The 25,423-nt window shown below is 65.1% G+C and carries 26 protein-coding genes; 7 read left to right on the forward strand and 19 right to left on the reverse strand.

Features of this window, described 5'->3' with window-relative positions:
• Positions 1–218: 218 nt before the first annotated feature.
• From ABJO18_RS16435 to ABJO18_RS16450, 4 genes are all read right to left on the reverse strand, one after another.
• Positions 219–1,238 (reverse strand): M48 family metallopeptidase, encoded by a 1,020-nt coding sequence (locus ABJO18_RS16435; protein WP_348509281.1) that lies wholly within the window; start codon positions 1,236–1,238, stop codon positions 219–221.
• A 3-nt stretch (positions 1,239–1,241) separates the two neighbouring features.
• On the reverse strand, positions 1,242–1,793 hold the full coding sequence (locus tag ABJO18_RS16440) for a LemA family protein (protein WP_348509282.1): 552 nt from the start codon (positions 1,791–1,793) through the stop codon (positions 1,242–1,244).
• Between the two features lie 46 nt (positions 1,794–1,839).
• Positions 1,840–4,116 (reverse strand): DNA topoisomerase IV subunit A, encoded by a 2,277-nt coding sequence (parC, locus tag ABJO18_RS16445; RefSeq protein ID WP_348509283.1) that lies wholly within the window; start codon positions 4,114–4,116, stop codon positions 1,840–1,842.
• Positions 4,117–4,209: 93 nt separating this feature from the next.
• Positions 4,210–4,899 (reverse strand): glutathione S-transferase family protein, encoded by a 690-nt coding sequence (locus ABJO18_RS16450; protein ID WP_348509284.1) that lies wholly within the window; start codon positions 4,897–4,899, stop codon positions 4,210–4,212.
• A gap of 61 nt (positions 4,900–4,960) precedes the next feature.
• Between ABJO18_RS16450 and ABJO18_RS16455 the strand changes: the two genes are divergently transcribed.
• Positions 4,961–5,401, forward strand: a complete 441-nt coding sequence (locus tag ABJO18_RS16455; RefSeq protein ID WP_348509285.1) for a MarR family winged helix-turn-helix transcriptional regulator — start codon at positions 4,961–4,963, stop codon at positions 5,399–5,401.
• A gap of 190 nt (positions 5,402–5,591) precedes the next feature.
• Here ABJO18_RS16455 and recO read toward each other — a convergent pair whose 3' ends face one another.
• On the reverse strand, positions 5,592–6,320 hold the full coding sequence (gene recO, locus ABJO18_RS16460; protein ID WP_348509286.1) for a DNA repair protein RecO: 729 nt from the start codon (positions 6,318–6,320) through the stop codon (positions 5,592–5,594).
• Between the two features lie 133 nt (positions 6,321–6,453).
• On the opposite strand from recO, the gene ABJO18_RS16465 reads away from it, so the two are divergent.
• A complete protein-coding gene (locus ABJO18_RS16465) occupies positions 6,454–7,353 on the forward strand; it encodes a hypothetical protein (protein ID WP_348509287.1) in 900 nt (299 codons plus the stop codon).
• 3 nt (positions 7,354–7,356) lie between these two features.
• On the opposite strand, the gene era is transcribed toward ABJO18_RS16465, so the two are convergent.
• The 8 genes from era to folK all read right to left on the reverse strand — a co-directional run bounded on the left by era (position 7,357) and on the right by folK (position 13,944).
• Positions 7,357–8,304, reverse strand: a complete 948-nt coding sequence (era, locus tag ABJO18_RS16470; protein WP_348509288.1) for a GTPase Era — start codon at positions 8,302–8,304, stop codon at positions 7,357–7,359.
• Positions 8,297–8,983, reverse strand: coding sequence for a ribonuclease III (rnc, locus tag ABJO18_RS16475; protein WP_348516014.1), 687 nt, complete (start codon positions 8,981–8,983; stop codon positions 8,297–8,299). Before rnc ends, era begins: the two co-directional genes overlap by 8 nt.
• A complete protein-coding gene (gene acpS, locus ABJO18_RS16480; RefSeq protein WP_348506920.1) occupies positions 8,976–9,404 on the reverse strand; it encodes a holo-ACP synthase in 429 nt (142 codons plus the stop codon). Before acpS ends, rnc begins: the two co-directional genes overlap by 8 nt.
• The gene (locus tag ABJO18_RS16485) at positions 9,401–10,150 is read right to left on the reverse strand and encodes a pyridoxine 5'-phosphate synthase (RefSeq protein WP_348516015.1); all 750 of its coding nucleotides are present in this window, start codon (positions 10,148–10,150) and stop codon (positions 9,401–9,403) included. The genes acpS and ABJO18_RS16485 overlap by 4 nt, the downstream gene beginning before the upstream one ends.
• On the reverse strand, positions 10,147–10,731 hold the full coding sequence (gene pyrE, locus ABJO18_RS16490; RefSeq protein ID WP_348508716.1) for an orotate phosphoribosyltransferase: 585 nt from the start codon (positions 10,729–10,731) through the stop codon (positions 10,147–10,149). Before pyrE ends, ABJO18_RS16485 begins: the two co-directional genes overlap by 4 nt.
• Positions 10,732–12,960 (reverse strand): bifunctional (p)ppGpp synthetase/guanosine-3',5'-bis(diphosphate) 3'-pyrophosphohydrolase, encoded by a 2,229-nt coding sequence (locus ABJO18_RS16495; protein WP_348508717.1) that lies wholly within the window; start codon positions 12,958–12,960, stop codon positions 10,732–10,734.
• 6 nt (positions 12,961–12,966) lie between these two features.
• A complete protein-coding gene (gene rpoZ, locus ABJO18_RS16500; RefSeq protein ID WP_291888384.1) occupies positions 12,967–13,338 on the reverse strand; it encodes a DNA-directed RNA polymerase subunit omega in 372 nt (123 codons plus the stop codon).
• Between the two features lie 75 nt (positions 13,339–13,413).
• Positions 13,414–13,944 (reverse strand): 2-amino-4-hydroxy-6-hydroxymethyldihydropteridine diphosphokinase, encoded by a 531-nt coding sequence (gene folK, locus ABJO18_RS16505; protein ID WP_348508718.1) that lies wholly within the window; start codon positions 13,942–13,944, stop codon positions 13,414–13,416.
• Positions 13,945–13,978: 34 nt separating this feature from the next.
• On the opposite strand from folK, the gene ABJO18_RS16510 reads away from it, so the two are divergent.
• A complete protein-coding gene (locus tag ABJO18_RS16510) occupies positions 13,979–14,518 on the forward strand; it encodes an NYN domain-containing protein (RefSeq protein ID WP_348508719.1) in 540 nt (179 codons plus the stop codon).
• Positions 14,515–15,174 carry a uracil-DNA glycosylase gene (locus ABJO18_RS16515; protein WP_348508720.1) on the forward strand — a complete coding sequence of 220 codons (660 nt, stop codon included), beginning with the start codon at positions 14,515–14,517 and terminating at the stop codon, positions 15,172–15,174. The genes ABJO18_RS16510 and ABJO18_RS16515 overlap by 4 nt, the downstream gene beginning before the upstream one ends.
• Here the strand turns inward: ABJO18_RS16515 and ABJO18_RS16520 are convergent.
• Together ABJO18_RS16520 and ABJO18_RS16525 are read right to left on the reverse strand one after the other, a co-directional pair.
• Positions 15,156–16,589, reverse strand: coding sequence for a pyridoxal-dependent decarboxylase (locus tag ABJO18_RS16520; protein ID WP_348508721.1), 1,434 nt, complete (start codon positions 16,587–16,589; stop codon positions 15,156–15,158). The genes ABJO18_RS16515 and ABJO18_RS16520 overlap by 19 nt on opposite strands.
• The gene (locus ABJO18_RS16525) at positions 16,586–16,783 is read right to left on the reverse strand and encodes a glutathione S-transferase (RefSeq protein WP_348508722.1); all 198 of its coding nucleotides are present in this window, start codon (positions 16,781–16,783) and stop codon (positions 16,586–16,588) included. Before ABJO18_RS16525 ends, ABJO18_RS16520 begins: the two co-directional genes overlap by 4 nt.
• Positions 16,784–16,865: 82 nt before the next feature.
• Between ABJO18_RS16525 and ABJO18_RS16530 the strand changes: the two genes are divergently transcribed.
• Positions 16,866–17,879 carry a GlxA family transcriptional regulator gene (locus ABJO18_RS16530; protein ID WP_348508723.1) on the forward strand — a complete coding sequence of 338 codons (1,014 nt, stop codon included), beginning with the start codon at positions 16,866–16,868 and terminating at the stop codon, positions 17,877–17,879.
• 6 nt (positions 17,880–17,885) lie between these two features.
• On the opposite strand, the gene smpB is transcribed toward ABJO18_RS16530, so the two are convergent.
• Positions 17,886–18,356: an SsrA-binding protein SmpB gene (gene smpB, locus ABJO18_RS16535; protein ID WP_348508724.1), complete on the reverse strand. Its 471-nt coding sequence runs from the start codon at positions 18,354–18,356 to the stop codon at positions 17,886–17,888.
• A gap of 11 nt (positions 18,357–18,367) precedes the next feature.
• Positions 18,368–19,249, reverse strand: coding sequence for a 4-hydroxy-tetrahydrodipicolinate synthase (dapA, locus tag ABJO18_RS16540; RefSeq protein WP_348508725.1), 882 nt, complete (start codon positions 19,247–19,249; stop codon positions 18,368–18,370).
• A gap of 145 nt (positions 19,250–19,394) precedes the next feature.
• Here dapA and ABJO18_RS16545 point away from each other — a divergent pair, with 145 nt between their 5' ends.
• Positions 19,395–21,587 carry a lytic transglycosylase domain-containing protein gene (locus tag ABJO18_RS16545; RefSeq protein WP_348516016.1) on the forward strand — a complete coding sequence of 731 codons (2,193 nt, stop codon included), beginning with the start codon at positions 19,395–19,397 and terminating at the stop codon, positions 21,585–21,587.
• Between the two features lie 49 nt (positions 21,588–21,636).
• Here ABJO18_RS16545 and ABJO18_RS16550 read toward each other — a convergent pair whose 3' ends face one another.
• The gene (locus ABJO18_RS16550; RefSeq protein ID WP_348508727.1) at positions 21,637–22,626 is read right to left on the reverse strand and encodes a threonine/serine dehydratase; all 990 of its coding nucleotides are present in this window, start codon (positions 22,624–22,626) and stop codon (positions 21,637–21,639) included.
• A gap of 165 nt (positions 22,627–22,791) precedes the next feature.
• On the opposite strand from ABJO18_RS16550, the gene ABJO18_RS16555 reads away from it, so the two are divergent.
• Positions 22,792–24,435: a long-chain-fatty-acid--CoA ligase gene (locus tag ABJO18_RS16555; protein WP_348508728.1), complete on the forward strand. Its 1,644-nt coding sequence runs from the start codon at positions 22,792–22,794 to the stop codon at positions 24,433–24,435.
• Positions 24,436–24,505: 70 nt separating this feature from the next.
• Here the strand turns inward: ABJO18_RS16555 and ABJO18_RS16560 are convergent, their stop codons facing one another.
• Positions 24,506–25,273, reverse strand: coding sequence for an SDR family oxidoreductase (locus tag ABJO18_RS16560; protein WP_348509305.1), 768 nt, complete (start codon positions 25,271–25,273; stop codon positions 24,506–24,508).
• Positions 25,274–25,423 lie beyond the last annotated feature (150 nt).

A 25,423-nucleotide genomic window follows, 5' to 3' on the forward strand; every position in this document is an offset into this window, starting at 1 on the left:
CGGCGAGGCCATCGGCAGGGACGACCGGCAAAAAGCTCGACCGGACCGTCCCCGCCGGTTTCGAGACGGGGCCCGCAAGGGACCCGGGTAAATCTCCGTGTGCGGGATGCCTCCGGCGCCACTCACACAAACACATAAAACTCCGGCTCCGGCCGGCATCCCGCACATCCTCATACCGCCAGGCGGAGACGCCGTGGCGCCATACCTGCTTGAAAAGGCTAGATTTCCGGAACGCTCGACCGGCCCAGCGACGGTGTGCCGCCGGCATATTTCACCAGCATCTCGATGCGTTTGGGGATTGGCGGGTGGGTGGCGAACAGGCCCATGAAACCGGTCTTCGGGTTCTCGATGAACATCTCTCGCACCTCGTCCGGCGCCGTCTCGATCTCGGAATGGCCGGAAATCTTGTTCAGCGCCGCGATCATGGCGTCCGGATTGCGGGTCAGTTCGACCGCCCCCGCATCGGCCATGAACTCACGGCGGCGCGACAGGGAGAAGCGGATCACGATGGCCAGAAGATAGGCGATCACCAGGATGGCCAGAGCCGCCACGATCACCAGCCCGCCCGAACGCCCGCCGGAGCGGCGATCGCCGCCCGAGCGCAGACCGAACCAGAAAATCCGCCGGAAGACGATCTCGGCAACAAAGGAAATGATCCCCACGAAGATGATCGCGATTACCAGCAGGCGCACATCCTTGTGCCGGATGTGCGAGAGCTCGTGCGCCAGCACGGCTTCCAGCTCGGCATCGTCGAGCCGGTCGATCAGGCCGCGCGTCACCGTCACGGTGTACTGCCCCTCCCGCAGGCCGGACGCATAGGCATTGAGCGCCGGTGTCTCGATCACCGCCAGGTGCGGCATGGTGAGACCGCGGGAAATGCAGAGATTTTCCAGGAGGTTCCAGACGCGGGTCTCGTCCTTGCGGGAGATCCGCCGTGCGCCGGTGGCGGCGTTGATCATGGACTGGTGGAAGAACCAGGCGATCACGAACCAGATCGCGGCAAGGCCCAGCGACCAAGCCGCAATGCCCGGCAGGCGGGCGAGTTCGGCGGCGACGAGATCGGGCTGGGCGCCCTTGCCGGCATAGCTGCCGGCATAAGGGTCTGCCAGGCCGACGGTGAGCCATGTCACCGCCAGCCCGAGCAGGATCAGGAGGATGGGAAACCCGGCCAGCAGCAGGACGGATTTGAGATTATTGTTCCAGATATGGGAGCGAAGTCCGGTCGCGCCCAGAAACATGGTCTAGAACTGCACCTTCGGGGCCGCGCGCTCGGCTTCGCCGACTTCGAAATACTCGCGCTGCTTGAACCCCATCGAGCCCGCAATGACGACAGCCGGGAATTGCTCGGTCGCCGTGTTGTACTCGTTGACCGCATTGTTGAAGAAGCGGCGGGCGGCGGCGATCTTGTTTTCCAGGTCCGCCAGCTCGTTCTGCAGCGACAGGAAGTTCTGGTTGGCCTTGAGGTCCGGATAGGCTTCGGACAGGGCAAACAGCTGGCGCAGCGCGCCGGAGAGCATGTTCTCGGCCTCGGCCAGGCCTTTCAGCGAGCTCGCATCGATGGCCTGCTGGCGCGCCTTGGTGACGTTTTCCAGCGTGTCCTTTTCGTGCGCGGCATAGCCTTTCACCGTCTCCACGATATTGGGCACCAGATCGTGGCGCTGTTTCAGCTGCACATCGATATCGCCCCAGGCCTGGTTACATGTCTGCCGCAGCGCGACGAGACGGTTGTAGACCATCACCAGGAAGATACCGATGCCGATCACAAGGATCAGAAGGATAATACCGGCGTCCATATGTCGTCTCCTGTCGGCAGGACGTTGAATGTCTTACGAGACTTACCTATTCCGCCTTCGCCTGTGAAGCGAGGAATTCCGAGCCGCGCGGCGCAAAGCGGAGCGAGCGCGGGAAGCCGCGCGGCGCCATCTTGCCGGCCTGCGCCCGTTTGGCGGTCCACAATTGCCAGTCTTCCAGATTGAAACGCCGCCCGGCCCCGTCGAGCCAGGTCAGGCCCTCTTCCGCCGAGAAAGTGGTGGCATCGGCGAGACGCGCACCCTTGCCGCCCATCAGCCGCACGCCCTTGCCGCGCGACATCTGGGGGATTTCCTCCAGCGGGAAGACCAGGAGTTTCTTGTTCTCGCCGATCAGCGCGCAGGTGTCGCCCATGGCCGGAATGCACAGCAGTGCCTCATCGCCTGCCATCAGGTTGAGGATCTGCTTGCCGCCCTTCTTCATGGCGACGCAATCCTTCTCCTGGATACGGAAACCGGTATTGCCGGTCGAGGCGACCAGCAGGGTGCGCTCCGGATCGTATTTGAACAGGCCGATCGGCGCGGCGTCCTCGGGCAGGTCGACATGCAGCCGCACCGGTTCGCCATGACCGCGCCCGCCCGGCAGTTTGGAGGCTTCCAGCGTGTAGAACTTCCCGTCCGTCGCGAACATCAGGAGCTTGTCCGTCGTCTCGCACTTCACGGCGAAGGCCGAGCGGTCGCCCTCCTTGAACTTCAGCTCGGTAACGTCGTTGATATGGCCCTTGAGCGCGCGCACCCAGCCCTTCTCGGACAGGACGGCCGTGATCGGCTCGCGTACCACAAAGGCCTCGATCGGGGCGTCGCCGGCAATGTCCGGCGCCTCGCCGAAAGCCGAACGGCGGCGGCCCAGCGGTGTGGATTGCGCATAATAATCGGCGACCTCGCCGATCTCCTGCCCGACCTTCTCCCACTGGCGTTCCGTGGAGCCGATCAGCTCCTTCAACACCTTGCGCTCGCCCCGGAGTGCTTCGTCTTCCTTGCGGATTTCCAGCTCTTCCAGCTTGCGCAGGGCCCGCAGGCGCATGTTCAGGATGGCTTCGGCCTGGCGCTCGGTGAGCGAGAAGGTCTCGATCAGCTTGGCCTTGGGCTCGTCCTCGAAACGGATGATACGGATCACCTCGTCCAGATCGGCATAGACGATGAGATAACCGGCCAGCACTTCCAGCCGGTCTTCCACCTTGGCCAGCCGCGTCTCGGCCCGGCGAACAGCCACCTCGCGGCGGTGCTCCAGCCAGATCTGCAGCACTTCCTTCAGCCCGATCACCCGCGGCGTACCGGTGGGATCGAGCACATTCATGTTCAGCGAAATGCGGGTTTCCAGATCGGTGAGCTTGAACACCGACTCCATCAGCATTTCCGGATCGACGAGCTTGGATTTCGGCTCCAGCACGAGGCGGATATCCTCGGCGCTCTCGTCGAGAATATCGTCCAGCAGCGGCAGTTTCTTGGCATCCATCAGCTGGGCGATCCGCTCGACCAGTTTGGACTTCTGCACCAGGTACGGGATTTCGGTGATCACCACGCGCCACATGCCGCGGCCGAGATCTTCCTTCTCCCACTTGGCGCGAACGCGGAAACCGCCGCGGCCGGTCTCGTAGGCCTCGCGGATCGATTCCGGCGATTCAACGATCGTGCCGCCGGTCGGGAAATCCGGCCCCTTCACATGTTTCAGGAGCGCGTCGGTTTCGGTCTCCGGATTGTCGATCAGCGTCAGTGCGGCCGCACAGATCTCGGCGACATTGTGCGGCGGGATAGAGGTTGCCATGCCCACGGCGATGCCGGTCGAGCCATTGGCCAGAAGGTTCGGGAAGGCACCGGGCAGGACCAGCGGTTCGCTTTCGGACCCGTCATAGGTCTCCTCGAAATCCACCGTGCCGTGCTCGATATCGCGCAAAAGGAGTTCGGCGGCCTTGGTCAGGCGGGCTTCAGTGTAACGCATGGCGGCCGCGCCATCGCCGTCGATATTGCCGAAATTGCCCTGCCCCTCGACCAGCGGATAGCGCGAGGCGAAATCCTGGGCCAGACGGACCAGCGCCTCATAGACCGACTGGTCGCCATGCGGGTGATATTTACCGATCACATCGCCAACCACGCGGGCCGATTTCTTGAAGGCCTGGTCCGGGTTCAGCTTGAGCTCGCGCATGGCGTAGAGCAGACGCCGGTGCACCGGCTTCAGCCCGTCGCGTGCGTCCGGCAGGGCCCGCTGGGTGATCGTGGAGAGCGCATAGGCGAGATAGCGCCGCGACAGCGCGTCCTCGAACTTCTCCTCGATAATGTGCCCGCCGTCCGGATCGAAATGATCGCCCATGCCTCAACGCCTCGTGATTCGGAGACGGTCAGTATAGCGGATGGGCGCAAGCGAGCAGGGTTCCGGCACAGGATTTACTGTGGGCAAACGCCGTCAGGCCACCGCGACCGGCGTCTCCAGCAAGGTCGAGACATAGCTTTGCTTCCTGAGGAGGAAGGCTCGCAGCAGTTCGGGATAATCCTCGGCGACAGCCCCGCGCACCGAAGCCCGCTCCGCCAGTGCCCGGCGCCAGTGCGCCACCTTGCCCAGCCCGGTGAAGATACCGAAATCGCCGATCGCATCGAACGTGTCGAAATATCGGAAGATCGGACCGTAGACGGCATCGACCAGACAGAAGGCCTCGCCGGCGAAATACGGCCCCTCGCCCAGCACGCCTTCCAGCCGGGCAAAACCGAGGGACAACGCATCGGCCTTGTCCTGGAAGCTCTTGCGATCCGGGGCGCTGTAAAGGCCGGCAATCAGATTGAGCTGGGCCGAACCGAACTCGATCCAGGAGCGGTGACGGGCGCGTTCGAGCGGGTCGCCGGGGTGCAGGGCCGGCGCGAGCGTATCCTCGAGATACTCCAGGATCACGGCGGATTCGAAGATCGGCGTGCCGTCCACCAGAAGAACCGGGACCTTGCCCAGCGGGGAGATGTCCAGGAACCAGGCCGGCTTGTTGGCCAGATCGATATCGACCCGTTCGAAGGGCACACCCTTTTCCGCCAGCGCAATGGCGGCGCGCTGGACATAGGGGCAGAGCGTGTGACTGATCAGGCGGAGCCGGGGGCGAGCGTCGGTCATGGGACTTCCCTTTTCATGCAGATGCATGAAAAATGGGATCCAGCAAACTATATGCAAGTGCATGGATCAGAAAATTTCCACCACCTCCGCCCAGATCCGCGCCTGGATCGCACTCAACCGGGCCTGGACCCGCGTGTCCGGACGTGTCGAGACGCGGCTGAAACAGGCCGGGCATCCGCCGCTGGCCTGGTACGACGTACTCTGGGAGCTGGAGAGGATGCGCGATTGCTGCCTGCGTCCTGTGGAGCTGGAGGCGCGCCTGCTGATCCGGCAGCACAACCTCTCCCGCCTCCTCACCCGGATGGAAACAGCCGGAATGGTGGAGAAGCTGCGTTGTCCGGAAGACGGGCGCGGCCTGCAGATACGGCTGACGGATACCGGCCGCGAAGCGCGCAAGGCCATGTGGGAGGTTTATCGCCCGGCGCTGGACGAAGCTCTGGGCCCTCTGTCGGTAGTTGAGGCCGAAGCGCTGGCCGAGCGATTGGATGGGCTGGGTGTATAGGCTTCGGCGGTCGCTCGTTGTCTGAAGCATCCCTTTTCAGTTTTCCCGGACTTGTTCCGGGACCTGGCGAACGTGAAGGCATTTCATCGATGCAGGAGGAATCATCGGTGCGCGCGCCTGGCCGCGTCGCTTCAACCCGGCCCCGGAACAAGTCCGGGGGAAGTGCGGGTGCGGAAGTAATCTCTCCCGGCTAGAGACGCCCGATCCGCTCCAGCTCGGCGATCAGCCGGGTGCGAGCTTCGGGCAGCTGACGGTCGACGGGCCAGAGGACGCGGCGTTCGAGGAAATAGCCGGTCAGTTCCAGCCCCTTCGCGACATCGCCTTCAGCAATCTCGCCGGAGCCGCGCATGAAACCCGGCAATTCCAGCAGCTTGGCCGCATAGGGCGCCGCTTCTTCGCGGCACACGGCGCGTCCGGTGCGCGGCGAGACATGACTGAGATCCCCGGTCTCGCCCGTCACGGCGCATTTCTTCAGATCGAGCCCGTAGCCCAGATCCGACAGCACGCCCGCCTCCCAGCGCACATAGAGCGCCGGCCAGACGTCCTCGTCCCCGAAGGCGGACAGCAAGAGCTCGAACCCGGCATGTACTGCCGGATGCGCCTCGCGCTCCGGCAGCGCCATCACGGCCAGCGCGCAGGCCGCATTGAGACCGGCCAGAGCGGCCCGGTCCTCCATCACGCCGCCGGCGCCGAGATGGTCGGCCTCGATCTGGAACATGCCCAGATGCTCGGCCAGCCGGGCACGCCAGCCGACGGTGACCTGATTGCCCGGCTGCAGGATCGGCCGCATGGATTTCGAGCGCGCCCCCTTGACCAGGCCGGCATGCCGGCCCTGGCTCTCGGTCAGGATTTCCACGATGGCACTCGTCTCGCCATGCGGCCGCACCGCGAGGACAATGCCCTTGTCACGCCATTCCATGGCGCATCCTTAGACGAGTCGGCGAATGGCCCGAAGGGCATATTCTCGCCGCACCGCGTCGGCTGCACGGCGGTTAATCTGCGGTTAGGCCAGCTATCCTAGCGTGCGCCCCGGGACAAATCGGGGGGTCGTCATGCGCGCATTCCATCTGCTTGCAGTTTTCGTGATTCTGGGTCTGACCGCTGGTTGCGCCAGCCGCGACGCCGTGGGCGCCCACCAGATCCCGGGCCCTTACTACGGCGCCGGCGTGCATGTCCCCACCACCTCGCCCTATTCCCGCCAGATGGCGCTGGGCGCCGTGACGGGCACTTCGCAATTTTCCTGGTTCCTGCCCGAACCCAACCGGACGGTCTTCCGTCCGCGTTTCCAGGCGGCTTTGGAATCAGCCGGGCTGGCGGCCCCGGATCCCGCGGCGGCGCGCTATATCGTCAGCTTCCATTTCACCGATATCGACGGCCCGGCAATCGGCTCGCACATGGATGCCGAGATGATCGGCCGGGTGACGGTGGTGGATCGCGCTCGCGGCATACGCATTTTCGACGAACCCGTCGCCGCCTATCGCGAAGCCTACTGGCCGGGCATTTTCGAGGATGACTGGCGCACCCCGGCTCCGCTGCATGTGCTCAACATCTTCCCCTTCTTCTTCGACAGCCCGTGGCTCAGTGTCGGTCCGCGCAGCGATACCGTCTATCCGCCCTATTCCGCTCCGGAATGGGTGCCGCTGGTGCCGATCCGCATGCGCGAAAGCGACGGCGTGCTGGTGCGCTCGGATACGGGACGCGTCTATGGTGCGCGGTCGGGGGCAGAGCGGGCCTGGCAGGTCAATGCCGCCGTATCAGACGCCCTCACGGCCGCCTTCCTGCGCGGCTTTGCCGATGCCGGCCATATCGAGGTGGCACGGGTCATTCCCTGCACCGGCGGCGCCGATCTGCGGGCACTGGAACTGGAGCTGATGCGCCGGGGCGAGACCTTCATCACCCGGCCGTGCGACGCCGAGTTCAGCGTCCGTCGCACCAATGCCGGCGGCTGGTAGTCCTCAGACGTCGAAATCCAGGCCGACATCCTTGTAGTGGGAGCGGCGGGCCATCCATTTCGGATCGACCTTCACATTGAGGAAGAGGTGGACCTTGCAGCCCAGCACCTCTTCCATTTCCTTGCGGGCCGCCTCGCCGATGGCCTTGATGGCGCTGCCGCCCTTGCCCAGCACGATGGGTTTTTGCGTATCGCGCTCGACGATGACGGACTGTTCCACCCGGATCGAACCGTCGCGCAGCTTCTTCCACACCTCGGTCTCCACCATGGAGGCGTAGGGCAATTCCTCGTGCAGGCGCAGATAGACTTTCTCGCGCGTGATCTCGGCTGCCAGAATGCGGGATGGCAGGTCGGCGACCTGGTCTTCGGGATAGTGCCAGACACCCTCGGGCATCAGGCCGGCGAGGAAGGTCTTGAGCTGTTTGACGCCGGAACCGGTCTTGGCGGAGATCATGAAGACGTCCGAGTAGACGCCCGTCTCGTAGAGCTCCTGCGACATGGCCAGCAGATAGTCCCGGTCGATCATGTCGACCTTGTTGAGCGCCAGGATCGCCTTGCGGCCGGATTTGTTCAGACCGTCGATCACGCGCTGGTCGTCCTGGACCATGCGCTTGTCGCCGCTCTTGGCACCACCATGTTCCAGCCGGGCCCGTGCACCGGCATCGATGACGTGCACGATGGCATCGGCATCCTCGGCACCGCTCCAGGCGGCTGCGACCATCGACTTGTCCAGCCGCCGCTTGGGCGCAAACACGCCGGGCGTGTCGACCAGCACGATCTGGCTGCCCCCCTCCAGCGCCACGCCGCGCACGGCGAAACGGGTCGTCTGGACCTTGTGGGTGACGATGGTGACCTTCTCGCCGACCAGGGCATTGACCAGGGTCGACTTGCCGGCATTGGGCGAACCGATGACCGCGGCAAAGCCGCAGCGGGTTTGGGGCGTATCAGACATGCTGTCCTTCGCGTTCGAGAAGTGCGGTGGCCGCAGCGCGTTCGGCGGCCTGTTTGGAACCGCCCTCGCCGATCGCCGGATCGAGCGGCGAAACGGTGACTTCGACGGTGAAGACGGGACGGTGATCCGGCCCCGAGCGTTCGGTGAGCTGGTAACGCGGCACGCCGCGCCCGGTGCGGGCCGCCCATTCCTGCAGGGCGGATTTGGGGTTTTCCGGCTTGGCCTTCAGCGCCTCGATGCGCGGCCCCCAGAAACGGTCATAGAAGGCCTGCGCCGCCGGGCGCCCGCCATCCAGATAGATCGCCGCGATCAGCGCCTCGCAGGCATCGCCCAGGATCGAGGTCTTGTTGCGGCCGCCGCCACGTTCCTCGGACCGGCCCATTTTCAACGCCTCGCCCAGATCGATCGACCGGGCGACATCGGCACAGGCATTCTTGTTCACCAGCGCATTGAGGCGCGGCGCCAGCGCACCTTCGCTGGCCTTGTCGAACAGGCGGAACAGGGCTTCCGCCGTCATCAGGCCCAGCACGCGGTCGCCGAGGAATTCCAGGCGCTCATAGGAGCGCACGCCCTTGCGGCCATCGCCATAGCTGGCATGGGTCAGGGCGCGGTCGATCAGGCTCTTGTCCTTGAAGGCATAGCCGATCCGCGCTTCCAGTTCGCTCTGGGCGTCAGCCATGGAGCATGCCGTCCAGATGGTGGCCCAGCGGACGGGCCTCGATCACCACGAAGGCCTGGGCCCAGGGATGGTCGTCGGTGATGGTGATATGGGCATGGGCCTCCATGCCCTGCGGCGTCAGCATGCGCAGCCGGTCCAGCGCCCGGCCGGTGAAGGCGAGCGTCGGTTTGCCGCCGGGCAGGTTGACGACACCGATTTCCTTCCAGGATACGCCGCGCGCAATCCCGGTGCCCAGCGCCTTGGCCCCGGCCTCCTTGGCCGCGAACCGCTTGGCATAGCTGGCCGCCCGCATGCGCCGCGCCTCGGATTTCGCCTGTTCGATCTCGGTAAAGACACGCTGCACGAAACGGTCGCCGAACCGGTCGAGCGACTTCTCGATCCGGCGGATATCCATCAGGTCGGAGCCAAGGCCGATGATCATGAAGACGGCTCCGCCCGCGCTTCGGCGATCAGGCCGCGCATGGTCTCGACCGTCTCGCGCAGACCGCGGAAGATCGCCTCGCCGATCAGGAAATGGCCGATATTCAGCTCGGCGATCTCGGGAATGGCGGCGACCGGTTTCACCGTGTCATAGGTCAGGCCGTGGCCGGCATGGACTTCCAGGCCGCGGCCATGGGCGATGGCGGAGGCCTCGGCCAGCCGCTCCAGCAGGCGTTGCTGCCCGGCCGTATCGCCGGCCAGCGCCGCCTCGCAATAGGCGCCGGTATGCAGTTCGACCACGGCGGCGCCCATCGCCTCGGCGACGGCAATCTGCACCGGGTCCGGCTCGATGAAGAGCGAGACACGGATCCCCGCCTCGCCGAGCTGTCGCACGAAGGGCGCGATATGATTATGGCCGGCGGCCACATCGAGACCGCCCTCGGTCGTCCGCTCCTCACGCTTTTCCGGCACGATGCAGCAGGCATGCGGCTTGTGGCGCAGCGCGATCTCCAGCATTTCCGGGGTCGCGGCCATTTCCAGGTTCAGCGGCAGTTCGATCTCGGCCATCAGCCGGTCGATATCGGCATCCGTGATATGACGGCGGTCTTCGCGCAGATGCGCCGTAATCCCGTCCGCCCCGCTCTCGGCCGCTTGCCGGGCCGCACGCACGGGATCGGGATGAGCGCCGCCGCGGGCATTCCGGATCGTCGCCACATGGTCGATATTGACGCCGAGACGCACCGTCATGCCAGTCCGCGGCTCCCGGGCTTGATCGCCGGAATGGCTTCCAGTTCCGGCGGCAGCTGGTCGGCCGGATAGGCCGGCACCTTGTATTCGGTCAGCGCGATCAGCGGCACGCCGACATCGGCCTCGCCGCCCGAGCGGTCTACCAGGCACGCCTCGGCCAGCACGGTGGCGCCGGTCGCCTGGATCGCCTCGATACACTCGCGGGAGGAAAGCCCCGTGGTGACGATATCCTCGACCACCAACACCTTGTCCTCGGCGGAGAGTTCGAAGCCGCGGCGCAGGGTGAATTCGCCGTTCTCGCGCTCGACATAGAGGGCTTTCAGCCCCATCTGGCGCGCGGTCTCATAGCCGGGGACAATGCCGCCGACGGCCGGAGAGACGATCACGGTCGGCTGTTCGGAGAGTTCGGCCTTCACCTTCCCGGCGAGCGCGCGGCACAGTTTTTCCGTCCGCGCCGGATCGGCGAACACCTTGGCCTTCTGCAGGAAGACCGGGCTGCGCAGGCCCGAGGACAGGATGAAATGGCCTTCCAGCAAAGCACCGGCAGCGCGGAATTCGGCCAGGACCTCGTCGCGTGTCATCTATTCCTCGCTCTCTTCGTGTTCGGCGCGCTTGCGCTCGGCGGAAACGACCGACGGGCACATGCGCAGCGCCGCCAGGATATTGGCCAGGTGCCGCGTGTCGAACACCTCGACGTCGAATTCCATGTCGAAAAAGTCGGTCGAGCGGCGACGCGTCTTCACGCTGGCGATATTGCCGCGATTCTCGGACACGGTTTTGGCGATCTCGGCCAGCACGCCCTGCCCGTTGTGCAGCACCGCCTCGATACGGGCCATGGACACTGCATTGTCCTCGGCCTCGGCCGTCCAGGCCAGGTCGAGCCAGCGATCCATCTCGTCTTCTTCGTGATCGGCCAGCGTCTCGCAGTCGATCGTGTGGATCTCGACGCCCTTGTCGGGGATCAAAAGGCCGACAATCCGGTCGCCCGGCAGCGGCGAACAGCAATCGGCAAAGTGCAGCGTCACGCCCTGTGTGAGGCCGCGGCCGCGCACGAAGAGGCGCGCCTTGTCGTCCTCGATCAGTTCGCGCTCGGTGACATCGCCGCGCTCGTCCAGGCGCCCCGGGAAGACCGCATCGAGCAGATCGCCGGAAGAGACCCGGCCGCGGCCGAGCATTTCGTAGAGCTCTTCGGCATCCTTCAGATCGAGCCGTGCCAAGGCATCGCCCAGATCGGTCTCGACCAGCTGGCGGCCTTCACGGCGGAAGGCATGCTCGGCCATGATCTTGCCGATGCGCTGGAATTCGTCGCGTTCGCTTTCGCGGATCAGGCGGCGGATCGCAGCCCGGGCGCGGCCAGTGATGGCCAGGTTTTCCCAGCCCTGCGGCGGCTGGCGCACGCCGCCCTTCACGATCTGCACGACATCGCCATTGCGCAATTGCGTGCGCAGCGGTCGTTCGCGGCCATTGATCTTGGCCGCCACCGTTGTGTGACCCAGCTCGGTGTGGACCGCATAGGCAAAGTCCAGCGGAGTCGCGCCGGCCGGCAGGGAGATCAGATCGCCCTTGGGCGTGAAGCAGTAGACCTGGTCGGCGAACATCTCGAGCTTGGCGTGCTCGAGGAATTCGTCCGGATCGCCGCCCTGGTTGAGGATTTCCACGAAGGGCCGCAGCCGCTCCAGCGGATCGCCACCGGCGGCCTGGGCCGCGGCGGGGTCGTATTTGTAGGTCGAGTTCTTGTAGCGCCAGTGCGCCGCCACACCGCTTTCGGCCACCGCCTCCATGTCCTCGGTGCGGATCTGCAGCTCGACGCGGACATTGTGCGGGCCGATCACCGTGGTGTGCAGCGAGCGGTAATTGTTCGGCTTGGGCAGCGAGATGAAGTCACGAAACCGCTCGGGCATGCAACGCCAAGCCTGGTGGATCACGCCGAGGGCGCGATAGCACTCGTCCGGCGTCGTCACGATCAGACGGAAGGCATAGATGTCAGCGATTTCCTCGAAGGTGAGCCCCTTGCGCTCCAGCTTGCGCCAGATCGAATAGGGCCGTTTCTCACGTCCGAAAATCCGCGCCTCGATCCCCGCCTGCTCCAGCCGGTCGGTGATCGCCTGCGAGACGGCAGAGACTTCCTGGGCGTGCTCGTCGCGCAGGAGTTTGAGACGCTTGTTGATCGACTCGTGGGCGGCCGGGTTGATGTGTTCGAAAGCCAGATCTTCCAGCTCGACGCAGACCCGGTTGATGCCGATCCGCCGCGCCAGCGGAGCGTAGATTTCCAGCGTTTCGCGGGCGATCCGCTCGCGCTTGTCCGGCCGCGGAATGGCGCCCAGCGTACGCATATTGTGCAGCCGGTCGCACAGTTTCACGATCAGCACACGCACATCGGCCGAGATCGCGACGACCAGTTTCTGCAGGTTTTCGGCCTGTTTGGTGCGCTTGGAGCGCAATTCCATCTGGCCCAGCTTGGTGACGCCATCGACCAGGCTGGCAGTCTCCTCGCCGAATTCGCGGGTGATGTCTTCCAGCGTCGCCGGTGTGTCCTCGACCGTGTCGTGGAGCAGCCCGGTGCACACCGTGGCCACGTCCATGCGCAGGTCGGCGAGGATCATCGCGACCTGTGCGACATGGGCAAAATAGGGTTCGCCCGACTGGCGCCGCTGCGGCCGGTGTGCTTCCTCGGCAAAATCATAGGCGCGCCGCACATAGTCGGCGTCCACCTTCGGAAAATACCGATGGATGCGTGCGACCAGCTCGTCCGCACTGGGAATGGCGGGCGGCGGCGATGCCAGATCGGGTGACGTCGCGCCGTGGTTCAATTCGCTCTACAGACGGCCGTCAGGCGCGCCGTCCCTGTCGTTCTGGAGCGCCTTGAGCATTTCCGCTTCGTCGAGCTCGACGGGCGGAGCCGGCAGGGCTTCCATGTCCTGCTTGGCGTCTTCCTTGGCGGCGTCTTCCTCGTCCTCGCTCGGCAGCACGCGCTGAAGGCCGTGCACGAGGCTTTCCTTCAGGCTGTCCAGGTCGAGGGTCTCGTCGGCGATCTCGCGCAGCGCCACGACGGGATTCTTGTCCCGGTCGCGATCAATCGTCAGCGCCGAACCGGCCGAAATGTTGCGGGCGCGATGCGCCGCCATCAGGACGAGGCGGAAACGATTGGGGATTTTATCGATGCAATCTTCGACGGTGACGCGAGCCATGCGCGCGATCTCCTTGAACCAGCGCTGGAGTTGGAACCGCGTTTCCTAGCTCTGCCGCCCTGCAAAAGCAAGGCTTCAAGGCGCTTTCTGCGGAACCGTTTGCAGCTTTGACATGGCGTCGCGGTCGCCGCGGGGCAAGGCCTCGACCAGATCGTCGATGCTGCGGCCGCTCACAGGATCGTGCCAGCCGGGTGCAATCTCCTGCAGCGGCAGGAGAACAAAGGCGCGCTGCGTGGCCCGGGGATGGGGAATTTCCAGCCCGTCTTCGGCCTTCAGAACAGCGCCGCGATAATCGATCAGATCGAGATCCAGCGTCCGCGGCGCATTGCGCCGGCTGCGCTCGCGGCCGAACCGCGCTTCCACCCGGTGGAGAAGATCCAGCAGTGCGCGGGGCGAAAGCCCTGTCCCGATTTCGGCGACGGCATTCACATAGGGCGGATCGCACGGATCCGGCCAGGCCGGGCTCGACCAGTCCGACGAGCGCGCCACGACGGACACGTCCTCGCCCGCCAGCGCCTCGAGCGCCAGGGCCAGCGTTTCCTGCGGCGTGCGGCCGCCTTCTGGAAGGTTGGCGCCAAGCGCGATATAGATGGCCGCAGCAGACATTTTCGATCCGTGATTTTTTAAAGGATACAATCAGATGGCATTTTATCCCGACGAGCGCATCGGTCTTTTCATCGACGGCGCCAACCTGTTCTCCACCACCAAGGCGCTGGATTTCGACATCGACTTCAAGCGGCTGCTGGATGAATTCCGCAAGCGCGGCAAGCTGATCCGCGCGAATTACTACACCGCCCTCCTGGAGCATGAGGATTACAATCCGCTGCGCCCGCTCGTCGACTGGCTGGACTATAACGGCTTCTCGGTGATCACGAAGCCGGCACGCGAGTTTACCGACGATAGCGGCCGCCGCCGCATCAAGGGCGATATGGATATCGAACTGGCGATCGACATGGTCGAGGCCGCCACCTATCTCGACCACATCATCCTGTTCTCCGGCGATGGCGATTTCCGGCGCGCCATCCAGGCCGCCCAGTCCCGCGGTGCCCGGGTGAGCGTGGTCTCCTCGCTGAAGACCCAGCCCTCCATGGTCTCCGACGATCTGCGCCGGGCCGCCGACACCTTCATCGAGCTGGCCGATCTGGAAGGCATGATCGGGCGCAACGGAGGCGGTTCGTGAGCGCAGCCTATCCGGCCGAGGCCCCGCTCGACTGCCCGCTCTGCCCCCGCCTCGTCGCCTTCCGCGAAGCGACGGCGCGCGACCATCCGGACTGGCACAATGCGCCGGTTGAATCCTTCGGCGATCCGCAGGCGCGGCTTCTGGTCGTGGGGCTGGCGCCCGGGCTGCGCGGCGCCAACCGCACCGGCCGCCCCTTCACCGGCGACTGGGCGGGCGATCTGCTCTACGCCACGCTGGGCAAGTTCGGTTTCACCCGCGGCACCTATGACAGCCGGCCCGATGACGGGCTGACGCTTGTCGATGCGATGATCACCAATGCCGTGCGTTGCGTGCCGCCGGAGAACAAGCCCGTCGGTGCGGAAGCCAATGCCTGCCGCCCCTTCCTCACGTCGCGGATTGCGGCCCTGCCCCGGCTTCAGGCTGTGCTTTGCCTGGGCAAGATCTCGCACGACAACACGCTGCGCGCGCTGGGCCACAAGATGAAGGACGCCACCTTCGGTCACGGCGCCCGGGCGAAGCTGGACGGTCCCAACGGCCCGCTGCAGCTCTTCGACAGCTATCACTGCTCGCGCTACAACACGAATACCGGCCGGCTCACCGAAGCCATGTTCGACAGCGTGTTCGCCGACATCCGCACCTATCTCGACGCCGGCTGAACCGCCGCCCGGGCCGCATCCAGTCGATCGAGCAGAACCTCGATATCGTCGGGGCCGGTCAGATAGCTGGTGATGCAGGCCCGCAGCGCCGTTCGCCCTTCAAAGACGACATGTCCCAGCCAGGCCTGGCCATCTGCTTCCAGCCAGGCCGCGAGGGCTGCACTTTCGCGGCCGTCGGGATCCTCGAACAGCACGACGGGCAGCGGCGAGGCATTCCGGATGTTCCAGCCGCGCGCCGTGAGCCCGTCACGCAGCGCATCGGCCAGCGCGAACTGGCGATCGAACATGGCGCGATAGCCCGCAACACCGATCGTGCGCAGCGTCATCCACAGCCGCAGACCGATGAAGCGCCGCGACCACTGATAGCTGGTCACATAGGCATCCACCCCGTCGCCGGCGGGCATATAGCTCGTCGCCACGGCAAAGGCGCGGGACAGGGCCTCGGCATCGCGCACAAAGACCATGCCTGCCCCCATCGGCACGGCGAGCCATTTATGGGCATCGACGGTCACGCTGTCGGCCCGTTCGATCCCGTCCAGCAGCGGACGGCGGGTCTCGTCAACGATCAGCGCCCCGGCCCAGGCTGCATCGACATGAAGATGCAGACCCGTCTCTGCCGCGATATCCGCACAGGCATGCAGCGGATCGATCAGGCCGGCATTCGTGGTGCCGGCCGTGGCGGCGATCATCACCGGCGCCGCACCGGCGGCCCGGTCGTCCGAGATCGCCCGGCGCAAGGCATCGGGATCGAGCCGCCCGGATCCGTCCGTCGGGATGAGCGAGACCGCGTTGCGTCCCAGCCCCGCGGCCCGCGCCAGCTTGATCCAGGCCAGATGACTATCGGCAGAGGCATAGAGACGCGCCGGGCCCGGCAGGGCCGCGGCCCCGTCCGCGTCATAGCCAGGAAAAAGCCGCGCCAGCGCCACCTGCAGGCCCGTCGCATTGGCTTCCGAACCGCCGGAGGTGAAATGACCGGTCGCGGTCGCCGGAAAGCCGAGCGCCTCGTTCAACCACGCGATCAGCTTGCGCTCCATCATCACCGAGGCCGGCGCATGACTGACGACGCACAGTTGCGGATTGCGCACGGCAGAAAGAAGATCGGCCACAACGCCGGGCCAGGCCGGCGTCGGGTTGAAATAGCCGAAACACCGCGCGTGCGCCGAAAGAAGATCGCCGTCGGCCATCAGCGATGCCGCTTCGTCGACCGCACTCTGCAGCCCTTTGCCTGCAGACAGATCGATCCGCGACAGGCGTTCGCCGATCGTGGCGGCAGGCACCGCCGGGGCGACCGGACCGTTAACCATGGCAGAAAACGCGGCCTCTACAGACCTCGAGACCCACGCCAGGTCGGCGCCGACATCCTTTTGAACCAAGGCGTTGAGCGGAGCCTCCTCCGGCTTGTCCACAGATTTCATGTTTTGTTAACCCTCTCACTGACACCGCTGACCGGTGTCTTCATCAAGCCGTCAAAAAACTGCAGCGCCACCCGGAACTTGTCGCGACATCCGGGGTTACAGAAGCCGACAGTGTGTCCGCGATAATCCGTCAGACTGTCGGCCGCCACCGGCTTGCCCGACCAGGGGCAGGTCTCGTTCAGGACCGTATCCATTCGCCCAGATTGCATCGCTCTCTTCCTTCCCGCGTCGCTTTGCGGTTTGATATTTCGAAGAAGCGATGGCACAAATGACGTTATGCCCACATTTCCTGCCAAACCCGAACACATCGAACGCCACATCGCCTTCCTGACCTATGACCGGGTCAAGCTGCTGGACGTGACCGGTCCGCTGCAGGTGTTTTCCGATGCCAACGAGCTGCTCGGCCGGGATGCCTACAACACCACCCTCGCCTCGCTGTATGGCGGTCCGGTGACGACCGACACGGGGGTCGCGCTGAACACGCGGCGCCTGGCCGGTGTCGGCCTGGACACCAGCGACACGCTGATCGCGTGCGGCGGGGACGGGGTCTATGCGGCCAGCCGCGACAACCGGCTCGTGGCCGGTATCCAGCGCGCGGCGGAAAAGTGCGGACGCGTGGCCTCGACCTGCACCGGCGCTTTCCTGCTGGGCGCCGCCGGACTGCTCGACGGCCGGCGCGCCGTGACCCACTGGCAGCGCTGTAGCGATCTGGCCCGGATCTGCCCCAGGGCGGATATCGATGCCGATCCGATCTTTATCGAGGACAAGGGCGTGTGGACATCGGCCGGTGTGACCGCCGGGATCGACCTCGCACTTGCACTGGTCGAGACCGATCACGGCCGCGACCTGGCTCTCGAGCTGGCGCGCAACATGCTGGTCTACGTCAAGCGGCCCGGCGGCCAGTCGCAATTCTCCGAAGCGCTGAAACAGCAGACCCAATCGGCCACCGGTAAGTTCGACGCCCTGCATTTCTGGATGAAGGACAATCTGACGGCCGACCTGCGGGTCGACGCCCTCGCCCATCGCAGCGGCATGAGCCCGCGCAATTTCGCCCGGATCTATACCGAGGAAACCGGCATGACACCGGCCCGCGCCGTCGAGCAGATGCGCGTCGAGGCGGCCCGCGCCATGCTGGAAAATCCCGGCGTCAGCATCAAGACCATCGCCATGCGTACCGGGTTCGGCAATGACGAACGCATGCGGCGCAGCTTTGCCCGCCAGCTGGGCATCACGCCGCAAGCCTATCGGGACCGGTTTGCCGTGGAAGTCGTGGACAGCGTCGCGGGCTGACGCGGGTCAGCCGTAATTCTTCAGAAGACGGGACTTCTGCTTGTCCCATTCGCGGCGCTTGATCGTCTCGCGCTTGTCGACGGTCTTCTTGCCCTTGGCCAGGCCGATCTGGAGCTTGGCGATCCCGCGATTGTTGAAGAAGAGCCGCAGCGGGATGATCGTCCGCCCGTCGCGGGTCACCGCGCCGGCCAGTTTCTCGATCTCGTTGCGCTTGAGCAGGAGCTTGCGATGGCGGCGCGGCTCATGGTTGAAGCGGTTGGCCGGTCCGTAGGGCGGAATGTCGGCATTGACCAGCCAGATCTCGCCGCGCTCCGGGCTGACATAGCTCTCGGCGATATTGGCCCGGCCTTCGCGCAGGGATTTGACCTCCGAGCCCATCAGCATCAGGCCGGCTTCGAACGTCTCCTCGATCTCGTAGTCGAACCGGGCGCGCCGGTTGACGGCGACGGCGCCGGTCTCTGTCTTGGGTTTGCTCATGGGCGCATCATCTAGGCCGCGTCCAGCAGTCCGGCAATGACCATCGCCTCGCGGACTGCAGCCTTCGACGCCTCGTTCGGCTCGGTCAGCGGCAGGCGCAGCTCGGTATTCATCACGCCGAGCAGCGACATCGCATACTTGGTCGGGCCGGGGCTGGCCGAGGTGAACAAGGCATGGTGCAGCGGCAGCAGCCTGTCATTAATCTCGCGCGCCGTGTTCCAGTCACCGGCCAGCGTGGCCGCCTGGAATTGCGCGCACAGGGCCGGCGCCACATTCGAGGTGACGGAGATCGCGCCGACACCGCCTGTCGCATTATAGCCCAGTGCGGTCGGATCATCACCGGACAGCTGCACGAAATCCGTGCCGATCAGGCGGCGGTGCTGGGTCACGCGGGCGACATCGCCCGTGGCATCCTTGATGCCCACGACATGTTCCAGCGTGGCGATACGGGCCACGGTATCGGCCTGCATGTCGATGACGGTCCGGCCCGGCACATTGTAGACGACGATCGGCAGATCGACGGCGTCATTGATCGCCTTGTAGTGCTGGAACAGGCCTTCGGCATTCGGCTTGTTGTAGTAGGGCGCGGCAATCAGGCCGGCATCGGCACCGAGTTCCTTCGCACGGATCTGGTTCTGGATCGCGACGGCGGTATTGTTCGAGCCCGTGCCGGCGATCACCGGGACGCGGCCGCGCGCCGTCTCGACGACGATCTCGACGACACGCATATGCTCCTCGAAGGTCAGCGTCGCGTTCTCGCCGGTGGTTCCGCAGGGCACCAGGCCGTGCGAACCGGCCTCGATCTGGCGTTCGGCCAGCGCGGCAACGGCCGCCTCGTCGACGGCACCATTCTTGAACGGCGTGACCAGCGCAGTGATGGACCCTTTGAACATGTTTCAATCCCGGAAACCGAAAAGCGAGCGCGCGACCATATCGGCGGGCACAGAAACGGCCAAGTCTTGTTGTCAAGTCTGGACAGTGAGCCGGTCTTGCAGCGATGATGTCATGCCCCTTCGGTCAGAAAGTGTCCTACGATCCATGATCGCTCGTTGCCTTTCCGCGCTGGCACTCATTGCCCTTGCCGTGCCGGCCTCTGCCCAGATTCCCACGCCGCGCATGCGGCCGGATCCGGTGAATTTCTCGCAATACCTCTCGGACGCCGATTTCACGCGCTTCCAGCGCGGTCTCGACGCGGCCGACGATGAGGACTGGATCCGCGTGCGCGAGATCCGCGATGAACTCACCGACACCTCGGCCCGCGATGTCCTGCTTTGGCGCATCGCCCTGGGCGATGCCCGCGCGAGCTTCCTCGAACTCGACATGGCGCTGAACGAGCTGGACAACTGGCCGCGGGACAGCTTCATCCGCTCGGAAGCCGAGTCCAAGATCGATGAAAGCGGCATGACCGCGCCCTTCATTGTCTCCTGGTTCGAGAACAATCCGCCGACGACCGGACGCGGCGCTGTTGAATACGCCGAAGCGCTGATCGAGACCGGTCGCGTCGAGGAAGGCGAGACCCTGCTGCGCGAAACCTGGCGCAATGAATTCCTGCCCCTTTCGGTGCAGAGCGAGACCTATCAGGCCCATCGCGACCTCTTCACCGAAGACGATCACATGGCGCGGATCGACTATCTGATCTGGTCGAACCAGCGTACCGCAGCGCGCCGGGTCCTGCCGCTGCTGTCGGGCAATAATCACGACCTGGCCGATGCCCGCCTGCGCCTGGCCGGCCGTCAGAGCGGTGTCGACCGCGCCGTCGATCGCGTGCCCGCCTCGCTGTCGAACGATGCCGGGCTGGTGTTCGAACGCGCCCGCTGGCGCCGCCGGGCCGGTCTCACCGACACCACGCTGCCGCTGCTGCTGCAATTGCCGGACAGCTACGGCAATACCGATGCGCTTGAACTGATGTGGACCGAGCGCAAGCTCATGATCCTCAACCTGGTGCGCGATCGCGATTACGAAACAGCCTATGCCCTGGCCCGTGCCCATGGCATGAGCGAAGGCGCCGATTTTGCCGATGCCGAATTCGTCGCCGGCTGGCTCGCCCTCGTCCACCTCGACCGTCCCGAAGAGGCCCTCGCCCACTTCACGCATCTGCGGGACAATGTCTCCACGCCGGTCTCGCGCTCGCGCGGTTCCTACTGGATGGCCCGTGCTGCCGATGCACTTGGCCGCCACGGGGAAGCTGCCGCCTATTATGCCGAAGCCGGCGAGCACTCGACCGCCTTCTACGGCCAGCTCGCCCTGGCGCAATTGCCGGATGCCTCCGGTGGCGGCGTCATGGCGCTGGAACGCGAGCCGGAGCCGGACGAAGCGACCCGCGTGCGCTTCGAAGCGCGACCGCTGGTGCGGGCGATGCGGCTTCTGGCCGAGCAGAATGAGGAATACTATTTCCGCCTGCTCTCCTACCGGCTGGACGACCAGCTGAGCGATCCGGCGGAATCGGTGCTGCTGGCCCGTCTGGCGAGCGAATATCTCTACATGCGCCAGTCGGTGCGCGCCGCAAAGGCGGCCCGCCAGCGCGGCATCATCCTGCCGCAAAGCGCCTATCCCACGATCACCCTGCCCCAGAGCGCGGCGCTGCGTCCCGAGGACGCCCTGACGCACTCGATCATCCGCCAGGAGACCGAGTTCGGACAGCACGCGGTGTCCGGCGCCGGTGCCCGCGGCATGATGCAGATGATGCCGGCCACAGCCCGGCAGACCGCGCGTCAGGTCGGCGTGCCCTATCGCTTCAGCTGGCTGACCGACGATCTGGACTACAATCTCACCCTCGGCATGCATCACCTGGCCGATGTGGTGGAGGATTTCGACGGATCCTACGTGCTGGCACTGGCGGCCTACAATGCCGGTTCCCACCGCGCCCGCCGCTGGATCCAGGACTATGGCGATCCGCGCGACCCGGATGTCGATCCGGTCGACTGGGTGGAGAGCATCCCCTTCTCCGAGACCCGCAATTACGTCCAGCGCGTGATGGAGAATCTGCAGGTCTATCGCTCGCGTCTCGATGACGATGCGGCCGTGCCGCTGCTGATCGAGGAGGATCTGCGCCGCGGTTCCGAACCCGTCCTGATCTTCACGGACGAGGCGGGCATGGCCCGGCCGGCGAATGTGGAAACGGACGAACTCGAACCCGGTGAAGCCGGTCTCGACGACGAGGGCTCCGAACCCGGCGACGAACCCGGTTTCGAGGACGAGAATTACGAGCAGACCGACGAGTCGGATCGTTAGGTAGACGCTTGCGGGTAAAGGCCGGCGCGGCGGCGCCGGCGGCTGCCGTCTAGAGGCTTTCCAGGGCGCGGGTGAACATGGCGCGGTCGACATTGCCGCCGCTGGCAATGACGCACACCGTCTTGCCACGCGTCTCGACCCGGCCGGTCAGCACGGCCGCCAGGGCCACCGCACCGCCGGGTTCCACCACGATTTTCAGATGTCGCCAGGCAAAGGCCACGGCGGCCAGGGCCTCGTCATCGCTGACGGCTGCACCGCCCGCCAGCTGGCCGGAATTGATCGACCAGGTCAGCTCACCCGGTGTCGGCGTGATGATCGCGTCACAGACCGAACCCGTCAGCCGCTCGTTGACTTCCCGCTTGCCGCTGGCAAGCGAGCGGCGGAAATCGTCGAACCCGACCGGTTCGGCTGCCCACACCTGGACGGCCGAGTGATGGTGCAGCATCGCCATGCCGGTCCCGGCGATCAGACCGCCACCGCCAGCCGGACAGATCACGATATCCGGCACGGCCCCGGCTTCGGCCATCTGTTCGCTGGCTTCCAGCGCAGCCGTGCCCTGGCCGGCAATGATGAAGGGGTCTTCATAGGGCGGCACCAGGACGCGGCCCTCGGCCTCGGCAATGGCGCGGCCCATCTCCTCGCGATTCTGGGTGCCGCGATCGTACTCCACGACCTCACCGCCCCAGAATTTCACACCCTCGACCTTCGAGCGCGGCGCGTCGGCCGGCATCAGGATCTTGGCCGTCGTGCCATTGATCCGCGCCGCCGCCGCAACACCCTGGGCGTGATTGCCCGAGGAATAGGCCATCACGCCGCGCGTCTTTTCATCTGCATCCATGCGCGAAATGCGGTTGAACGCGCCGCGGAACTTGAATGATCCCGTGCGCTGCAGGCATTCCGCCTTCACGAACACCCGGGCGCCGGTGCGCTCGTCGAGCACGTCATTGCGCAACAAGGGCGTTCGGACTGCATGTCCTGCCAGGCGTTCCGCTGCGTCGGCGATATCGGAATAGGACGGCGGGGTCAGCGGGCTGGACATCGGAACTCTCCCGGTATGAGACGCAGATTTGGCTGGCGAAAGCCGTCAGGACCCCATAGGCAATTCACATCGATTGAGCAAAGGGATTGCGCCGCAGCCCGGGAATTCGTTTGATGGGAAAAACACCACAACAACGCAACGGTTGACCAGTTAAGGGGAGAGAGCATGACATTCCGCGCACACATGATGGATTGTCCGTTGATGATTTCGGACATTCTTGTCCACGCGGCCAAATGCCATGGCGGCCAGGAGATCGTGACACGCCTGCCGGAGACGGGCGAGATTCATCGCGAGACCTATGCCGAAGCACATACGCGTACAAAACAGCTGGCGAATGCGCTCAAGAAGAAGCTGAAGATTCGCGAGGGCGACCGGGTCGCCACCATCGCCTGGAACTCGCATCGCCATTTCGAGCTCTATTACGGCATTTCCGGCATGGGCGCCGTGGTGCACACGGTCAATCCGCGTCTCGATCCCAAGCAGATCGTGTGGATGCTGGAGCACGCCCAGGCCAAGGCGGTCTTCTTCGACAAGCAGTTCGCACCGATCGTCGACGGCATCTCGAAGATGTGCAAGTCGGTGAAGAACTGGGTGCTGATGACCGACAAGTCGCACGCCGATGCGGTCAAGACCAAGTGCAAGACCTATGAGGAACTGATCGCCGAACAGTCGTCCGATTTCGACTGGCCGGTGTTCGACGAGTACACCGCGGCCGGCCTGTGCTACACTTCCGGCACGACGGGCGACCCCAAGGGCGTCCTTTATTCCCACCGCTCCAACGTGCTGCACGCCATGGCCTGCTCGGCCTCGGACGTGATCGGCGTCGGCGCGCGCGGCACCCTCCTGCCGGTGGTGCCGATGTTCCACGTCAATGCCTGGGGCATTCCCTATGCCGCACCGATGAACGGCGCCAAGCTGGTCATGCCCGGCGCGCAGATGGACGGGAAGAGCATTCACGAGCTGATCGAGGGCGAGAAGGTCAATTATGTCGCCGGCGTGCCGACAGTGTGGCTGGGCCTGCTCAACTATCTCGAACAGGAAGGCAAGCGCATCGACTCGATCGATCGTGTGCTGATCGGCGGCTCGGCCCTGCCCGAAGCGCTGCTGCGCGCCTATGAGGACAAGTATGACGTCGTCATGCAGCAAGGCTGGGGCATGACCGAGATGAGCCCGCTGGGCACGGTCAATGCCTCCCTGCCCAAGCATGACGCGCTGGACCGTGAAGAGCAGATCAAGATCAAGCTCAAGCAGGGCCGTCTCGTCTTCGGTGTCGGCATGCGTATCGTCGACGATGAAGGCAAGGAACTGCCCTGGGACGGCAAGTCCTCCGGCCATGTTCAGGTGCGCGGTCCGTGGATCGCCTCGGCCTATTACCGCGGTGCAGGCGCCGACAGCTTCACCGAGGATGGCTGGTTCAGGACCGGCGATGTCGCCTATCTCGACGGCGATGGCTATATGACCATCACCGACCGTTCCAAGGACGTTATCAAGACCGGCGGGGAATGGATTTCCTCGATCGATCTGGAGAACGCCGCGATGGGCCATCCGGACGTCGCCATGGCGGCTGCCGTGGGCATGCCGCACCCGAAATGGCAGGAACGCCCGCTGCTCGTCGTCCAGCCCAAGCCGGGCATCACGCCGGACGCCGGGTCGATCCTGGACTATCTGCGCGGCCAGGTGCCCAAATGGTGGGTGCCGGATGCGGTGGAATTCATCGACGAGATGCCGATCGGCGCCACCGGCAAGATCCTCAAGACGAAGCTGCGGGAAATCTACAAGGATTATGAATTCCCGACGGTCGACGCCTGACCGGTCCTCATCCGCAATGACGGATTATGTGGCGCCCGCCCCTCTTGGGGGCGGGCGTTCACGTATGGTGTTACAGCCCCTGGCCGCCGGAGACCTCGATCCGCTGGGCCGTCAGCCAGCCGAAATCGCCGGTCAGCAGGCTGGAGATCGCGCCACCGATATCGTCGGGCTGGCCGACCCGGCCCAGCGCCGTCACCGAGGCGATTTCGGCATTCATCTGCGCATTGTCGCGCACCATGCCGCCGCCGAAATCCGTCTCGATCGCGCCGGGCGCGACCACATTCACGCGGATGCCGCGCTCGCCCAGTTCACGGGCCTGGTATCGGGTGAGCGCCTCGATCGCGCCCTTCATCGCGGCATAGGCGGCAAAGCCGGGCAGCGTGATACGGGTCAGACCCGAGGAGATATTCACGACATGCCCGCCATCGCGGATCAGCGGCAGCAACGTCTGGGTGAGGAAGAAAACGCCCTTGAAATGGGCATTCACCAGCCCGTCGAACTCGGCCTCGGTGACTTCGGCGAACGGCTTGTAGACGCCATGGCCGGCATTATTGACCAGGAAGTCGATCCGGTCGCACTGCCAGCCCTCGGCCAGGACGGATTTCACGGCCTCGGCAAAGCCGGCGAAGCTGGCAATATCGCCGGCGTCGAGCTGCAGGATCGCCGCCCGGCGTCCCAGCGCCTCGATCTCGGCCATGGCGCTTTCCGCCTCCGCGCGATTGCCGCGCCAGGTCAGGATGACATCGACGCCCTTGCGGGCGAGATGCATGGCGGTATTGCGGCCCAGCCCGCGGCTGCCGCCGGTGATCAGGGCGATGGGGGTGGTTGATTGGGTCATGGGAAAGGCTCCGGTGTTCAAGACGCCCCTCATCTAGCGGCCGCACCGATGCCCGGCCTGCCGCATGCTCCGGAAAACTTGCCCGATCCTCCGGAACTCCGGCTCGCCCGGCTTGCGCGGCAAACGCCCCGCGCGTAGTCCATACCGGCA

Source organism: Maricaulis sp. (assembly GCF_039978735.1).
Lineage (GTDB): Bacteria > Pseudomonadota > Alphaproteobacteria > Caulobacterales > Maricaulaceae > Maricaulis.

Bases quoted from the DNA above. Each gene is read 5' to 3' on its own strand.
- ABJO18_RS16485 (WP_348516015.1), bottom strand. From the start codon at position 10,150: ATGACGGTGCGTCTCGGCGTCAATATCGACCATGTGGCGACGATCCGG.
- ABJO18_RS16525 (WP_348508722.1), bottom strand. From the start codon at position 16,783: ATGGATACGGTCCTGAACGAGACCTGCCCCTGGTCGGGCAAGCCGGTG.
- acpS (WP_348506920.1), bottom strand. From the start codon at position 9,404: ATGATCATCGGCCTTGGCTCCGACCTGATGGATATCCGCCGGATCGAG.
- ABJO18_RS16435 (WP_348509281.1), bottom strand. From the start codon at position 1,238: ATGTTTCTGGGCGCGACCGGACTTCGCTCCCATATCTGGAACAATAAT.
- smpB (WP_348508724.1), bottom strand. From the start codon at position 18,356: ATGAGCAAACCCAAGACAGAGACCGGCGCCGTCGCCGTCAACCGGCGC.
- ABJO18_RS16440 (WP_348509282.1), bottom strand. From the start codon at position 1,793: ATGGACGCCGGTATTATCCTTCTGATCCTTGTGATCGGCATCGGTATC.
- rnc (WP_348516014.1), bottom strand. From the start codon at position 8,983: ATGGCTGACGCCCAGAGCGAACTGGAAGCGCGGATCGGCTATGCCTTC.
- folK (WP_348508718.1), bottom strand. From the start codon at position 13,944: ATGTCTGCTGCGGCCATCTATATCGCGCTTGGCGCCAACCTTCCAGAA.
- ABJO18_RS16510 (WP_348508719.1), top strand. From the start codon at position 13,979: ATGGCATTTTATCCCGACGAGCGCATCGGTCTTTTCATCGACGGCGCC.
- ABJO18_RS16520 (WP_348508721.1), bottom strand. From the start codon at position 16,589: ATGAAATCTGTGGACAAGCCGGAGGAGGCTCCGCTCAACGCCTTGGTT.
- era (WP_348509288.1), bottom strand. From the start codon at position 8,304: ATGTCTGATACGCCCCAAACCCGCTGCGGCTTTGCCGCGGTCATCGGT.
- dapA (WP_348508725.1), bottom strand. From the start codon at position 19,249: ATGTTCAAAGGGTCCATCACTGCGCTGGTCACGCCGTTCAAGAATGGT.
- ABJO18_RS16550 (WP_348508727.1), bottom strand. From the start codon at position 22,626: ATGTCCAGCCCGCTGACCCCGCCGTCCTATTCCGATATCGCCGACGCA.
- ABJO18_RS16465 (WP_348509287.1), top strand. From the start codon at position 6,454: ATGCGCGCATTCCATCTGCTTGCAGTTTTCGTGATTCTGGGTCTGACC.
- ABJO18_RS16450 (WP_348509284.1), bottom strand. From the start codon at position 4,899: ATGACCGACGCTCGCCCCCGGCTCCGCCTGATCAGTCACACGCTCTGC.
- rpoZ (WP_291888384.1), bottom strand. From the start codon at position 13,338: ATGGCTCGCGTCACCGTCGAAGATTGCATCGATAAAATCCCCAATCGT.
- pyrE (WP_348508716.1), bottom strand. From the start codon at position 10,731: ATGACACGCGACGAGGTCCTGGCCGAATTCCGCGCTGCCGGTGCTTTG.
- ABJO18_RS16530 (WP_348508723.1), top strand. From the start codon at position 16,866: ATGCCCACATTTCCTGCCAAACCCGAACACATCGAACGCCACATCGCC.
- ABJO18_RS16555 (WP_348508728.1), top strand. From the start codon at position 22,792: ATGACATTCCGCGCACACATGATGGATTGTCCGTTGATGATTTCGGAC.
- recO (WP_348509286.1), bottom strand. From the start codon at position 6,320: ATGGAATGGCGTGACAAGGGCATTGTCCTCGCGGTGCGGCCGCATGGC.
- ABJO18_RS16560 (WP_348509305.1), bottom strand. From the start codon at position 25,273: ATGACCCAATCAACCACCCCCATCGCCCTGATCACCGGCGGCAGCCGC.
- parC (WP_348509283.1), bottom strand. From the start codon at position 4,116: ATGGGCGATCATTTCGATCCGGACGGCGGGCACATTATCGAGGAGAAG.
- ABJO18_RS16455 (WP_348509285.1), top strand. From the start codon at position 4,961: ATGGATCAGAAAATTTCCACCACCTCCGCCCAGATCCGCGCCTGGATC.
- ABJO18_RS16545 (WP_348516016.1), top strand. From the start codon at position 19,395: ATGATCGCTCGTTGCCTTTCCGCGCTGGCACTCATTGCCCTTGCCGTG.